The sequence below is a fragment of the Methylorubrum rhodinum genome, assembly GCF_014199935.1.
GTDB lineage: Bacteria > Pseudomonadota > Alphaproteobacteria > Rhizobiales > Beijerinckiaceae > Methylobacterium > Methylobacterium rhodinum.
Genome location: NZ_JACHOP010000002.1, coordinates 247,531 through 260,720, shown reverse-complemented (window position 1 = coordinate 260,720; position 13,190 = coordinate 247,531). Strand labels below are relative to the sequence as shown.

Annotated in this window: 17 protein-coding genes; 2 read left to right on the top strand and 15 right to left on the bottom strand. The window is 70.9% G+C overall.

Annotation, left to right across the window (positions count from 1 at the left end; translation table 11 throughout):
• Positions 1-13 precede the first annotated feature (13 nt).
• From HNR00_RS03545 to HNR00_RS03490, 12 genes are all read right to left on the bottom strand, one after another.
• Entirely contained in the window at positions 14-466 is a 453-nt protein-coding gene (locus tag HNR00_RS03545; protein ID WP_183564985.1) for an NlpC/P60 family protein, read from the bottom strand.
• A 10-nt stretch (positions 467-476) separates the two neighbouring features.
• A complete protein-coding gene (locus HNR00_RS03540; protein WP_183564982.1) occupies positions 477-1,370 on the bottom strand; it encodes a phage/gene transfer agent baseplate hub protein in 894 nt (297 codons plus the stop codon).
• 10 nt (positions 1,371-1,380) lie between these two features.
• Positions 1,381-2,016, bottom strand: coding sequence for a DUF2460 domain-containing protein (locus HNR00_RS03535; protein WP_183564979.1), 636 nt, complete (start codon positions 2,014-2,016; stop codon positions 1,381-1,383).
• 131 nt (positions 2,017-2,147) lie between these two features.
• Positions 2,148-2,741 carry a phage tail tape measure protein gene (locus HNR00_RS03530; protein WP_183564976.1) on the bottom strand — a complete coding sequence of 198 codons (594 nt, stop codon included), beginning with the start codon at positions 2,739-2,741 and terminating at the stop codon, positions 2,148-2,150.
• Complete coding sequence (locus HNR00_RS03525; RefSeq protein ID WP_183564973.1) at positions 2,738-2,974, bottom strand: phage tail assembly chaperone; 237 nt, start codon at positions 2,972-2,974, stop codon at positions 2,738-2,740. Before HNR00_RS03525 ends, HNR00_RS03530 begins: the two co-directional genes overlap by 4 nt.
• Positions 2,971-3,297 carry a gene transfer agent family protein gene (locus HNR00_RS03520; protein WP_183564969.1) on the bottom strand — a complete coding sequence of 109 codons (327 nt, stop codon included), beginning with the start codon at positions 3,295-3,297 and terminating at the stop codon, positions 2,971-2,973. The genes HNR00_RS03525 and HNR00_RS03520 overlap by 4 nt, the downstream gene beginning before the upstream one ends.
• A gap of 4 nt (positions 3,298-3,301) precedes the next feature.
• The gene (locus HNR00_RS03515; protein ID WP_183564966.1) at positions 3,302-3,712 is read right to left on the bottom strand and encodes a phage major tail protein, TP901-1 family; all 411 of its coding nucleotides are present in this window, start codon (positions 3,710-3,712) and stop codon (positions 3,302-3,304) included.
• A gap of 34 nt (positions 3,713-3,746) precedes the next feature.
• The gene (locus HNR00_RS03510) at positions 3,747-4,175 is read right to left on the bottom strand and encodes a DUF3168 domain-containing protein (RefSeq protein ID WP_183564963.1); all 429 of its coding nucleotides are present in this window, start codon (positions 4,173-4,175) and stop codon (positions 3,747-3,749) included.
• Positions 4,172-4,507 (bottom strand): head-tail adaptor protein, encoded by a 336-nt coding sequence (locus HNR00_RS03505; protein ID WP_183564960.1) that lies wholly within the window; start codon positions 4,505-4,507, stop codon positions 4,172-4,174. Before HNR00_RS03505 ends, HNR00_RS03510 begins: the two co-directional genes overlap by 4 nt.
• A 114-nt stretch (positions 4,508-4,621) precedes the next feature.
• Complete coding sequence (locus tag HNR00_RS03500; RefSeq protein WP_183564957.1) at positions 4,622-4,966, bottom strand: hypothetical protein; 345 nt, start codon at positions 4,964-4,966, stop codon at positions 4,622-4,624.
• Between the two features lie 85 nt (positions 4,967-5,051).
• Positions 5,052-7,619: a hypothetical protein gene (locus HNR00_RS03495; protein WP_183564954.1), complete on the bottom strand. Its 2,568-nt coding sequence runs from the start codon at positions 7,617-7,619 to the stop codon at positions 5,052-5,054.
• A 164-nt stretch (positions 7,620-7,783) separates the two neighbouring features.
• Entirely contained in the window at positions 7,784-8,356 is a 573-nt protein-coding gene (locus HNR00_RS03490; protein ID WP_183564951.1) for a head-tail connector protein, read from the bottom strand.
• 32 nt (positions 8,357-8,388) lie between these two features.
• Between HNR00_RS03490 and HNR00_RS03485 the strand changes: the two genes are divergently transcribed.
• Both HNR00_RS03485 and HNR00_RS03480 read left to right on the top strand, forming a co-directional pair.
• Positions 8,389-9,144 carry a trypsin-like serine protease gene (locus HNR00_RS03485; RefSeq protein ID WP_183564948.1) on the top strand — a complete coding sequence of 252 codons (756 nt, stop codon included), beginning with the start codon at positions 8,389-8,391 and terminating at the stop codon, positions 9,142-9,144.
• A gap of 133 nt (positions 9,145-9,277) precedes the next feature.
• Positions 9,278-10,123 carry a S1 family peptidase gene (locus tag HNR00_RS03480; protein WP_183564945.1) on the top strand — a complete coding sequence of 282 codons (846 nt, stop codon included), beginning with the start codon at positions 9,278-9,280 and terminating at the stop codon, positions 10,121-10,123.
• Between the two features lie 69 nt (positions 10,124-10,192).
• Here HNR00_RS03480 and HNR00_RS03475 read toward each other — a convergent pair whose 3' ends face one another.
• The 3 genes from HNR00_RS03475 to HNR00_RS03465 are packed head-to-tail and all read right to left on the bottom strand — an operon-like array spanning position 10,193 to position 13,179.
• Complete coding sequence (locus HNR00_RS03475; protein WP_183564942.1) at positions 10,193-11,458, bottom strand: phage major capsid protein; 1,266 nt, start codon at positions 11,456-11,458, stop codon at positions 10,193-10,195.
• A gap of 33 nt (positions 11,459-11,491) precedes the next feature.
• Entirely contained in the window at positions 11,492-11,962 is a 471-nt protein-coding gene (locus HNR00_RS03470) for an HK97 family phage prohead protease (protein ID WP_183564939.1), read from the bottom strand.
• A 56-nt stretch (positions 11,963-12,018) separates the two neighbouring features.
• Positions 12,019-13,179, bottom strand: a complete 1,161-nt coding sequence (locus HNR00_RS03465) for a phage portal protein (protein ID WP_183564936.1) — start codon at positions 13,177-13,179, stop codon at positions 12,019-12,021.
• Positions 13,180-13,190: the final 11 nt, after the last annotated feature.

The following is a 13,190-nucleotide window of genomic DNA, read 5'->3' as shown; positions in this document are numbered from 1 at the left end:
GGTTTGCGTCGGATCAATCGGCGTCTGGAAAGCGGAAGGCGTAGACGAGGTGGCGGCGCCACCACGGCGTGACAGCGACTTCGGTCACCGCCGCGCCGTCATGGGCGTGGATCATCGCCGCCGGACCGGTGGCGATGGCGCAGTGCTTTGCCGGCAAATGGGCGCGGAAAGCGAAGAGCAGCACGTCGCCGGCCTGCGGGACGTAGGCCGGCAGCGGTGTCGGCACCGGCACGAGATGGCGGCGGGCCGCCTCCGCCAGGGGGTCGTCGCCCGCGGCGGATTCGGCCCAGGAGGCGGCATAGGGCGGCGCCTCCTCCGGCTCGGGCCCGAGCACGCCGCGCCACACGCCGCGCAGCAGCCCGAGGCAGTCGCAGCCCACGCCCTTCAGCGAGGCCTGATGCCGGTAGGGTGTGCCGGCCCAGCTGCGGGCCTCCGCCACGATCCTGTCCGCCAACGGGGGTTCCATCGCCGCCTCCTCATCGGAACAGGCTGGCGCCGTCGAGGCGGGCCGCACCGCCCTCGACGCCGCGCAGCACGAAGTCGTTGCCCGGCATGTGCGGGAAGCCCTGAAAGTTGAGGGCGTTGGCGAAGCGGTCGCGGCAGGTGGCCAGCCGCTTGTCGCAGCCCGCCGTGAGCCGAAGGCCATCGCCCGGCATCGCCGGCCGGGGCGGCGGCTCCCACAGGTCGAGGACGAGGCTCGCGCCGTCGCGGCTCTCGCCGCGAAGATCGGCGGTGCCTCCCGTGTTGGCGCCGCTCGTCCAGGCGAGGCGTCCGCCCCCGAACCAGCCGGGGGCGAAGCTGCCCGCGAGCGTGACGGCGATGCGGCCGGGCTCCGGCACGGCGAGCACCGTGCCGGTGGTGCGGTAGCGCGGATCGGTCAGGTCGATTCCGCAGCGCGCGTCACCGAGATCGGCGTCGCAGGTCGCCCGGAAGGTGCGGCCGGTCGGCACGTCGAGGCGGTGCATCAGCCCGCGCAACTCCGCGACGAACGCCCCGCCGGCCCGGCGCAGCTCGCCGAGGCTCGCGACGTCGAGGAGCAGGCGGGCGTCGGGCAACGTCCAATCGACCAGCCAGGTCTCGATGCCGGCCCCGTCGTAGAGGCCGGCGGCCACGTCGACCTCGGTGAGGCCGGTCGAGGTCAGCGCGCCGGCCACTTCGCCGCCGCCGACGGCGAAGCCGAGTTCGGCGGAGGCCTCGGCCGCCTCCAGCCCGGTGCGGGCCTCGTAGGTGAGGCCGCCGAAGGTGAGATCGCGGTCGTGGTCGGTGAAGCCGAAGCTGACGCCGTCGCGGCGGTGCAGCGCCCAGCAGCGGCACAGGGTGGTGGCACCGCCTTCGAGCCGGGCGGCGAGGGCGGCGGGGATGGTGCGCATCAGTGTGGCCTCACGGTACGATCTCGACCAGCGGCACCCGCGGCACCTCGCCCGCGGTGAAGGCGGCCAGATCGATGGACAGCTCGTCGGTGTCGAAGCGGACCGGCACGTCGAACTCGAAGCCGGCGGTGACGGACGCGCCGACCGGCGGCGGCGCGGCGAAGGTGACGAGGCCGGTCGCGGCATCACAGGCAGCCTGCGCTGCCGCCACCTCGACGCCGCCGAGCGCGATCCGCACCGAGCCGGCCACCGGCTTGGCGATGATGCGGCGGTAGGGCGCCGGGCCGTCGCCGTAGGTCTTGGCGAGCGCGAAGACCCGGGTGGTGCCGTCGCCGATGCCGATGCGCTGGTCGGTCGGGGTGATCGCCGTTGAGGGCGGACCGGAGCGGTGATCGACCCGGTCGCGGTAGCGGAAGCCGTAGAGGCGCCCGCGCCGTTCCTCGAAGAAGGCCAGCACGGCATGCAGCGCGTCGAGGGTGCGGATGCCGAGGCCCGCATCGTAGCGGCGGCGCGAATCCGCCCAGCGGCTGTTGCGGTGCTCGCGGCCGGAGGCCAGCGTGACGATCTCGGTGCGCCGCACCGGCCCGCCGCTGCCGCGCAGGGCCACGTCGAGGGGGAAGCGCACCTCGTGGAAGTCGGACGGCATGCGGACAATCCCTCTCACGGCGGATCGGACCAGCCTCGCGACCCCCGCGAGGTGGCCCCTGCGACGGCAGGGCGGCGGTCGTCCGCCGGGCGCGGTGCGGCCGACCTCCGCTTGGGCGGACCGCATCAGGATCAAAGTGCGCGGCGGCCGCGGGCGACCGCGCGGGCGAGGCGGGCGGCGACCTGGGCCTCGGAGCGGCGAAAACCCTCGATGTCGGGGGTGGCGATGTTGACGGTGACGGCGACCGGGCGCTCAGGCCCGCCCGCGGCGACGCCCAGCCGCCCGTCGCTGCCGCGCCTCAGCGGCAGGATCGCCTCCGGCCCGGCCTCGCCCATCAGGCCGAGATCGCCGCCCATCGGGAAATAGGTCGGGGCGGCGACGATCCCTCCGCCCGCGAACGGCCGCACACGGGGACCGCCCGGTCCAAGCCCGTCGAGCACGCCGCCGCGTGCGAAGGCCGTGGGGCCGCTCGACGAGCCGGCGGTCGAACTCAGCAGCGTCTCGACCAGCCCCTTCACGCCGGCCTTCAGCGGATCGAGCGCGGCTTTCGCCGCCACGCCCGCGAGCTTGGTCGCCAGCGTGCCGAGCAGGCCGTCGAGCTGGCGCCCGGCATTGAGGTTCTGATTGAACGCCGCCGACAGGCTCTGCCCGAACTTCTGGGCGAGCCGGTCGAGGGTTTCGAGCTGCCTGGCGCGCTCGGCGGTGCTGCGGTCGGTCTCGCTCATCGGGCGGTCTCCGGATCGGGGTGGGCGGCGACGAGGCGCTCGAAGTCGGCCCGGCCGAGGGCGTCGCCGGAGTGCCGGGACCCGAGCCCCGCCGCGGCGGCGATCTCGCGGGGCGTGGCGGCCCAGAAGTCGCGCGGGCACCAGCGCAGTACGGACAGGCCGAGCGCCATCGCGGCGTCCCACGGGAAGGCGGAGGCCTGCGCCTCCGGCGCCGTCCCGCCCGTGGGGCTCAAGGGTTTGCTGACGTGACCTCGCCGAAGGCGGCGGCGAGCGCCTCGCCGAGCGCCGCGGTCACGGCGGGCAAGCCGCCCGCCAACGGCAGGGCCGCCACCGCCGCATCGTCGAAGGCGTGGCCGCCGCCGCGCAGAGCCGCGCCGAGCAGCACGATGAGGTCGCGGGCGCTCAGGCGCCCTCCCTCGAACCGCTCGGCGAGCCCGGCGAGGTCGCCGGCCGCGAAGGCGTCCTCCAGTTCGGCCAGCGCACCGAGGGTCAGGCAAAGGGTGTAGCGCTCGGCGCCCAGGATCAGCGGCACCTCGCCGCGTCTGCGATTCGCCATCGTCTCAGCCCGCCGTGAAGCCGAGGGCCCCGGCGGAATCGAGGGCCATGTCGTAGGTCACCTCGCCCGCATGGTCGCCGCGGTATTCGAGGCTGGAGATCTGAAACAGGCCCTCGATGGTGCCGAAGGCCGGCACCACGATCTGGAAGCGCCCGATCGTGCCGTCGAAGAACATCTGCCGCAGCCGCGCGTCGGAGGCCTCGTCGCGGAACACGCCGGCCCCACTGATCGCGGCGCGGCGCACGCCCGCCCCGTCCAGCAGCTCGCGCCAGCGCCCGGCGGAATCGGCGTTGGTGACGTCCACGGCCTCGGCGTTGAAGGCGATCTGGCGGGCGCGCAGGCCGGCGACGGCGATGAAGCCGTTCTGCCCGTCGCTGACCCGGATCAGCAAATCCTTGCCCTTCTGTGCGCTCATGGTCGGCTCCGGTTCGGTCTGGGTTGTTTCGGGGTCAGGCCGCGGCCATCACTTCGGTCACGGCCTCGAAGCGGAGCGTGGCGCGGGCCTCGCCGGTGCGCTCGTCGCGGGCCGCAGTGAGCGTGCCGAGGCGCAGGAGGACGAGGGCGTGGCCGGTCAGGCTCAGCGCCGCGTCGTCGAGGAGGGCGGCGATGCGCTCGGCGGCGTCCAGCGCGGTGCGGGTCGAGCCGGGCTTGGCGATCACGTGGAGCGCCAGAGCGTGGCGGTAGCGCCGCGCGCCTTGAACGGAATCGTCGCGGACTTCGCCGTCGCCGAACAGGGCGTAGACCGGCGCCGCGCCGCGCGGCGGCTCGTCGTAGAGCCGCACCACGCCGCCCATCAGCGCGGCCAGCGCGGCGTCGCCGCCCAAGCGCGCGAGGATGCCGGCGCGCAGGGCCAGCAATGGGCTCAGGGCGGCGCTCATGCGGAGGAATCCTCGATCACTTCCTCGACCTCGCAGACGAGGGCGCGGCGGGCCCCGTCGGGGTCGTCGGCGGAGCGGATGGAAAAGCGGCGCGCCCCGTCGGCGAGCCGCATGGCTGGGGCGACGCCCGGCCGGTAGCGCAGGCGGACCCGGTAGCGCCCATTGCTCCCCGCGGACGCGCCCAGCGGTTCCAGGGCGCCCCACAGGACCGGCCCGGCGACGTAGCGGCGTAAGCGCCCGCCGAACCCGTCGGGCTCGTCCACCGGCCGTTCGAGCACGAGGCGCCGCCGCCGCGCGCCGAGAGGCACGTGGGTTGTCGTGAGTCGGCCCATTGCGGAGGCTCCATAGGGACGCGGATGTCCGCGCCTCCGGTGACGCGGAGCGGGAATCGGGCGGTCGGTGCATTGCGCAGCACCGCTTCGAGCCGACGACACGGCATCGTCCGCCTATCGGGGGTCGAGAGCGATCGGCGCCCCACGCATGGGAAATGCCTGACGGCGCAGGGCATCCAGTTCCGCAGAGACCGACGACAGCATCCGGGCCAGCTGGTCCCGCTCGCCGGCGATCAGGTTGACCGAACGGATCACGTCGAGGTTTTCAGGCGTGAGCACGTCCGCCACCGAACGGTCGGCGTCCGCGTCGAGGCCGACGGGGACTGGATCGGCGATCTTATCGAAGAGGATCTCGTTCGCGTCCGAGTAGACCGTGCGGGTGGCGAAGGACGCGCCGACGAGGATGCCGTCCGCATTCCAGCGCACGAGCAGTTCGTAGGGAACGGTTTTGCTTTTCATAGCCATCTCGCTTGTTCTGAGGAACGGTTGCCGGCTGCACGCGCGGTGAGAAGCCCGCCCGGCGGGAGCGCCGGGCGGGCAAGACTCAGTTGATCGCGTTGCCGTCGTTCCAGCGCCACGTGCCACCGTCCGAGACGGCCGTGCGATGCTGGCGATCGACGATGCGGACCGAACAGCCCGCGAACGTCGAGGCGCTCGGGACCGTGCTGAAGGTGCAGGGAAACAGCATGTGCGGCCGGTTGGACCGGATCGACGAGGCCGGCCCGCGCGCCGTGAGCGCGAGGTGGCCGGTCGTGCCGGTTCCGGTGACGCCCAGCGTACACTCAGCGCCCTCCGCGCCGCCGGACACGGTCGGGTAGTTGACCGCCCCGCTCGTGTGGAGGATCGCGAACTGCCGCGTCGTGAACGACGTGTGGAACAGGTGCGCGCCCGAGCCGCGGGTGCCGAACTCCATCGGAATGTTGGAGTCGGACCCCGTCGCCTGGAACTTCGGGCCCGCGCCCGCGACGCCGCCGGTGAGTTGCACCCGGTTGACCACGTTCGCCACGTCGGACACGACGAGCGGGGTTCCGCCGTCGAGGTTGACCTCGAAACGAGAGGGCGTGATTCCGAGGCGGGACGTAATCCGCGGCGCGAAATACTCGCCTCCGAGCAACGCTAGGCTCGTGCTGTAGGGGTTCTCTGCCATGTCGACACGGGGCGCATCGGCGACGATCTCCCGCGCCGCACCGCGGCTGTAGCGAATCGACGCCAAGTCCTCGATTCGCTCGATGACCGCGGAGAACCGGGCCGCCTTGTTATGGCCGCCCGTATTGTGCAGTGTTTGCACGAACAGCGATGGGAAATCGGCGAAGTAAGCACTCACGCCATCCCCGAACGCCGTCGCGTTCTTGTTGTATTTGACTTGAAGACGAGGGAAGCCACCATCAAGGTGATTCCCGTCCCTGAATATCCATTTATTGCCGGCGAAATGCCAGTGCGAGTTCGTTTCATTGCCTTTGGGGTACGTCGTCGCGTTGTGCGAGTAACCCCAGAAGACGACGCTGACAACCTTGTCCGCGCCATGGATCGTCACGGTATTGTCGGTGAAGCTCACGAGGCGCGGAAACTCGACCGTGCGCCCGTTATCCGGTCCTCTGGTCGACCCCTGGAGATCGAACAGACGGAAAGCGTCACCGTCGTTGTCGAGCACGATACGGTTGCCACGAAGAACGACGCTGTCGCCCATTTCCATCATGTCGGCGCGACCGCGCACCACTGAACTCGCGGCGGCCGTGATCGGCATATCCGCGTCGACACACGAGAACCCGCCGCCAGCGAGATTGAGGGCCTGCGGGTTGGACGAGGTCGAGGCACCGACGAGGCCGCCGCGTGAGCCCATCCACCATGCATAGTGAGCGCCCCACCCGTCCGGCAGATGAGGGCTTTCGATATCGATATGCTTCGAACGATGCGCGTCGATACCACGCCGGACGTGCGTGGCATGGGGCTTTCTATAGACCATACCGGCGCATAAATTCGCATTCCACCCGTAGTTCGTATCGAAAACCTTAATACCTGTCACACGCCCATCTTCGTGCGTGACGAAACAAGTTCTTTCGTCAGAAAAACCTTGCTCGATTTCCCTCGTCGAAATGACGTTGATTTCGCAGTTCCTGAACGTGGTGTTCGGGCGCTTGTTCACGATAGCCGACCCGCCAGTCGTAGTGGCCCCGTCGTCGCCGATGACGACTTGCAGACCCTCGATTGTGATGCGCTCGCGAACCGTTTTGGCGAGGGCCGACGCGCTCGTCCAGCTCGCATTAGTGGCATTGCCCGAGAGCATGTGCGCGAGGCCACCTGCATCCGTGGCGACATAAAAGCCTTCGCCGAACTGAAGAGAGGTGTTGCCGGTTTCTCTAACACGCGGCATGATCTGTTGTTCTGTAGTATCGACCGTGATGTACTGCCCCTTACGGCTTCCGTGTCCGGGCACCATCTCAGGTTCGCCTAAGCTATCCTTGACGATATTGCCCGAGGCATCCTTTTTCGGATAGCCGACGCCGAGGTTGCCGAGCGTGCGGGAGCGGCGGGTCCAGCCCGTCCATTGCTTGACCTCGTCGATATGGATTGAGGTTTCGTCGCCCGGCAAAATATCGATCGTCACCTTATTGGCAGGCGACTGGTTGTTCGGGAACACTAGTCGAGCGCCAGCGCCCATGTAGGCGCATCGGATCGTGATTCCCGCCCGACAGAAATAATCCCCCGGCGGAACCACCATCACGATGTCGTTGTCGAGACAGTGTTGCGCGACGGCATTGAACACGGCCGAGTTGTCGAACCCGTCAGTGCTGCCGACCGCGCCCGTTTTCGCGTTGACGGTTGCGTTCCGTCGAGCGCCACGATCGAGCACCGTCAGCGTGCGGCCGAACAGGTCTGAAACCTCGGAGGTCACGGTGGCGCCGTCGGGCAGGATCGCCGCAGAGCCGAGGAGCGCGGACGTCAGGAGCTGGATGCCGCCCTTGGTGACACCGTTGTGCAACCGTAGAGAATCGCCATCGAAGAGCGGCTCGCCCCTCGGACCGGTATAGTTGTCGACGGCGGCACGATTCGGCATGGCCGGATCGCCCTGCGATAGGACGCGCAAGCCGCCCGGCTGTTGACTACCACTCATTTTTGACCTCACATCTGATATATATTTTCGATGTCGATTGTTTTTCGGGAAGCGCAATATGCTTCACTGAAATACGCAATGAATAAAGTATTGAATTATGCACAATACTGATCGAGAGCCCGTCGAGAGGGAGAGCTCCCGTTGTCCGGAATGGTTTGCGACCACTACAGCCGCATCCGTCGGCAGGCGGCGCAGAGGCCGGCGGCGGTGGACGGAAGGGCGCGGGGTGGGCCGGCCTCGGGGGTGTCGCCGCGGTTCTCGAACCCGTCGGCGACCGTCAGGCGCACCGCCTGCGCCAGGGGCTCAGGCACCGGCGGGCCATCGCCGCCGCAGCCGGCGATCACCTCGACGAGGATGGTGCGGCCCTCCAGAGCGGGCCGGTCGCGTCCGATCGTCAGCCAGGGCGCGTCCCAGGGATCGGGACCGAGAGCGACCGGCGCGGCGATCGGTGTCACGGCACCGTTCGATTCGATCAACCCAACCCGCTCGACCGCCACCAGCGGACTCAGCGGCAGCGGCACCAGGCCGTCGGCGGGCCAGCCGAGCAGCAGCACCCGGAAGCGGGCGGGCCGCAGCAGGCGGCGGGAGGACGCCTCGACCGCGGCGCGGGCGCTCGCGATCAGGGCGAGCACGAGCGCGTCCTCGGCGGTCTCGTCGGAGCCGAGGCGCAGGACGGCGCGCATCTCGGCCAGGGTGACCGGCTCGACGCCGAGGTCCGCCACGCGTATCGGGGTCATGCCGCTCTCCCTGAAGCCAAGTTTCTGATCCGATGACCGCGCCGCACCCGCCCATCCGCCGCGCCCCACCGAGGGGCACCCGGTGCGCGCTCGCGGCCCTCGCCTTCCTCGCCTCGCCGGCCGCGGCCATCGTCGGCGGCAGCGAGGGCGGGGATCTGCCCGGCGGGCGCTCCGCCGTGATGGTGCTGACCGCGGGCGGCGGGGTCTGCACCGGCATCGTCGTCGCCCCCGACGCCGTTCTGACCGCCGGCCACTGCGTGGCGGGGATCGCGCAGAACCGCGTCCATTATCGCGACGAGGCGGGGCAGCCCGTGCTGGCGGAGGTCGCCTCGCGCCAGCTGCACCCGGCCTACGACGGCGACGCGATCCGCGGGCGCACGCGCTCCATCGACCTCGCCCTGCTGCGCACCCGCGCGGCCCTGCCGGCCCGCTTCGAGCCGGCCGCCTTGAGCCCGGCGATGCCGCGGGCCGGCGCCGCGCTGACGCTTGCGGGCTACGGCGCGGCGCGGGGCAACGACCGGCGCTCGATCGGCCGGTATCGCGGCGCGACGCTCTCCGTGGTCGAGCCCTACGGGCCAAGCCGCATCCTGCTCTGGCTGCAGGCCCCGCGAGCGGGCGGCTGCAACGGCGATTCCGGTGGCCCGGTCCTCGACGGCGGCGCCGTCGTGGCGGTCGCCGCCTGGGTCAAGGATGCCTGCGGCGGGCTCACCCAGGCCATCCTGCTCGGCCCCCAGCGCGACTGGATCGACCGGACGCTCGCCGCCTGGGGCGCATCCGCGCGATGGTGAGGGGACGCTCTCATGAGCGGAAGTTGATCGCTGCGTACGATCTACCCGGGAACCGGACCTTGGCCGGCGAATTGCGTTCGGATACGCTTCAGTTGCGTCCGGCGTCGAACGCCCGGATCTTCGGAGAATCTCGATGGCTTCGAGCCCCCTGCATGCCTGCCTGCTCGGAGCCCTGATCGGGCTGGTGCCGCTCTCGGCCCAGGCCGTGGTCGAAGGCCATACCAGCCGCGATCCCTCCGGCCTGCGCGCCTCGGTGGTGCGCGTCGAGAGCAGCCAGGGCGAGATCTGCTCGGGCACGCTGATCGGGCAGGATCTGGTGCTCACCGCCGCCCACTGCGTGATGCGCAAGGCGAGCTACACCGTCTACGTCGTCGATCCCGATTTCCGCCAGCGCCGCCTGCGCGTGGTCGCGGCCTCCATGCATCCCGAATTCGTCCCCGGCACCACGCCGGAGGAGCAGCCCGGCATCGATCTGGCGATGCTGAAGCTGGAGCGCCCGGTCGGCGCCGGCTACCGCCCGCTCGATCCCCGCGGCGGCGCGATCGGCACGGGTGATTCCGTCGACATCGCCGGCTACGGCGTTCTGGCGGAGAACCGCCGCGGCACCGCCCGAACCTTGCGCACCGCGCAACTCGTCTCGATCGGCTCGCTGCAGGTCGCCAACCGCGTCACCGTCGTCACCGACGCGCGGCGGATGGCCGAGACCGCGGGCGCGGGCGCGTGCCTGGGCGATTCCGGCGGCCCGATCCTGCGCGGCGGCCAGATGGTCGGCGTGGTGAGCTGGTCGAGCGGCGCCATGCGCCAGGACCGGCGCGCCCGCACCGCCTGCGGCGGCTTCACCGCCGTGACGCCGACCGCCGAGCATTCAAGCTGGATCTCCAACCGTGCCGCCGAACTGGAAGCCCTGCCCGCCGACGTGGCGGCCCAGACCGGCGAGACCCGCTGGGTCGCCCGGCCGGGACGACGCTCGGCGCGCTGAACGCAAAGCACTCTTTGACGATGAGAGGGCGGGCCCGAGGCGAGCGGGTCCGCCCTCTTCGTTTCGCGATCAGCTGAACTTCAAGAGCTTGATCGCGTCGAAGTCCTGCACCCCGCCGCCGACGCGCTTCGTCGTGTAGAACAGCACGTAGGGCTTGGCCGAGTAGGGGTCGCGCAGGGTCCGCAGGCCCGCCCGGTCGACCACGAGATAGCCGCGGCGGAAATCGCCGAAGGCGATCGAGAGACTGCCCGCGGTGATGTCGGGCATCGCCTCGGCCTCGACCACGGGGAAACCCATCAGGGTGGCGGCCCGGTCGGCGGCGAGCGGCGGCTGCCAGAGGTAGTTGCCGTCCGCATCCTTGAACTTGCGGATCGCGCTCTGGACCCGGCGGTTCATCACGAAGTTCGCGCCTTGCCGGTATCCCGCACGCAGCGCGTAGATCAGGTCGAACAGGATGTCGGTCGGGTTGCTCGCCGGGAAGGCACCGGCCGCCCCGGTCGCGACGAAGCCGAGCTTGCCCGGCACCCACGAGCCGTTCGCGACGGTGTCGTAGGTCAGGAAGCCCTTGGGACGGGCGACGCCGTTGCCGGTGACGAAGGCGACGCTCTCCTGCTCGGCAAACGCCGTCTCGACCTCTTCGGCGAGCCACGCATCGATGTCGAGCACGGCATCGTCGAGCAACGTCTGGGTCGCCGCCGGCATGGCGTAGAGTTCCATCGCCGGGAAGCTCAGCTCGGACAGGCTCGGCGCGTCGGTCTGCGGCCGCGGCGCAGTCTCGGCGACCCAGCCGGAGGCGGGGCCGTTGACGCTCACCGCCCGTTTGTACTGGCCGCCCGACACCACGCGCACGGTGGCGATGGAGCGGATCGGCGAGATTTCGGCCAGCCGGCGCAGCACCTCGCGCTCGATGGTTGGCGGCACGAGATAGCCACCGTCCGGGCCGGAGCCCGCCGAGAGTGCCTTCTCCTCCAGCCGCTTGAGGCCGCCGCTCTCGCCGGCCCGGACGTAAAGGTCGAACGCCGCCTTGTGCTCGGTGACGGACGCATCCCGCGCCGGCTCCGCTCCGCCGAGGTGCGGCCGGGCGCGGTCGAGGCTGATCCGGTCGAGGCGGTTCTTGGCGTGGTCGAGGGCCGCGTCGATGCGGGCGAGTTTTTCTTCGGTGACCACGTCGGCGGTCAGGCGATCCTCGATCTCGGCGAGCCGGGCGTCGTTCGTCTCCTTGAACGCCTCGAAGGCGCGGGAGAACTCCTCGACCACGGCCTCGTGGCCCATCGGCACGGCCTTGTTCTCGGGCAGGCCCGCCGGGGCCTTGGTCTCGAAACGCGTCTCGGTCATGGTCATCCTCTCGAAGCAAAGGTGAAGGGGGTGTCAGGCGCAGGCGCGCACGGGCCCGGAGGGGCGCAGGCGTGGCAGCGGCCGGGCGAGGCGCGGACGCGAGGCGTGCGCGATCCGCGCGCCGGGCTGGAGCGGGAAGGTCACCAGCGAAACCTCCCACAGATCGACGGTGACGAGCCGCCGCCCGCCGCGCTCCGGCACCGCGCGCACGGCGCGGAAGCCGATCGACAGGCCGTCGAGCGCCCGCTCGCGCATCAGCGCGTCGAGTTCGCGGGCGCGCTGGACCGCGAGGTTGAGGCGGCCCGTGACCCGAAGGCCTCGGGTATCCTCCTGTAGCGAGAGCCACGTGCCGATCGGCTCGGCCGGATCGTGCTGCCAGAGCATCCGCACCCCGCCCGGACCGCGCCGGGCGAGGCTCGCGGCAAAGGCGCCGGGTGCGACCGTGTCGCGACCGAGATCGGGCACGCCGAACAGGCTGGCGTAGCCGGTGAAATGGCCATCCATCGAAGGACCTCAGACAAAGGGGAAAGTACGGGCTCCGCCCGAATCCCGCCGGGGCCTCAGGCCCCGGACCCCGGGACTTCCGCCGGGTAGCCGACAGCCGTGCGCTTCTCGGCCACCGACAGGAAATCGGCCGACTGAACGCGGCGCCAGAGCGATTCCCGCTCGGTCGCCAGCGCCTCGACGCCGTCGAGGTCGGGTTCCAGCCGGACCGGGCCCAGCGACGGCTCCAGCCAGCGGGCGATGGAATCGGCGGTGCGGCGCACCAGCGGAATCACCGTCTGGCGGTAGAAGGCGCGGTTGGCTTCCGCGTAGTTCGCGTGAGTGTTGTCGCCGGGGAGCCCCAGCAGCAGCGGCGGCACGCCGAAGGCCAGCGCGATCTCGCGGGCGGCCGCCGCCTTGGCCTCGACGAAATCCATCTCCTTCGGCGAGAGTGAGAGCGGGCGCCAATCGAGCCCGCCGTCGAGCAGCAGCGGGCGGCCGGCATTGCCTGCGCCCTGGTAGCTCGTCTCCAGTTCCGCCTTGAGGCGGGTGAACTGCGTGTCGCTGAGCGAAGCGCCCGTCGACGGCGCGAAGACCAGGGCGCCGGAGGGGCGCGCGGCGTTGTCGAGCAGCGCCTTGTTCCAGACCCCGGCCGCGTTGTGGATGTCGAGCGGCACCGCCGCCGCTTCCATCGGCGAGAGGCCGTAATGGTCGTCGAGCGGGTTGAACAGGGTCAGGTGCAGGATCGGCGGCACCGCGCCGTCCTGCTCGTAGCGGACCGCGCGCCCGCCGACGCTGTATTCGTAGGCCACCGGCCAGCCGTCGCCCCCGGCCACCACCCGCATCCGGTCGGGGCGCAGGCAGAAGAGTTCGCGCGGCACGTCGTCGATGGCGGCCGCTTCGAGATAGGCGTTCCCTGAGACGAGCAGGTGCCCGTAGACCCGGTCGAGGAAGCCGGCGCCGCCCTCGCGCGGGTTCGGCCGGGCGAGCAGGGCTGTGAGCGGATGCGCGTCGTCGGCGCCCGCCAGCGTCAGCGGCAGCGTGGCCGCAGCCTCCGCCACCAGCCGCACCGCGCGGTGGACCACGGCGTTGCGCTGAAAGCCCTCGCGGGCGAGCGCCGCGTAGTCCCGCGGCGTCCACACCGCCCTCCCCTCTCCGTATAGGGCCAGCACCGGCGCCGCCTTCTGGGCCGGCGCGTAGCCGGCGAAGCGGGCGAGGCGTGCGATCAGGCCGGCCATGGGTCTTCTCC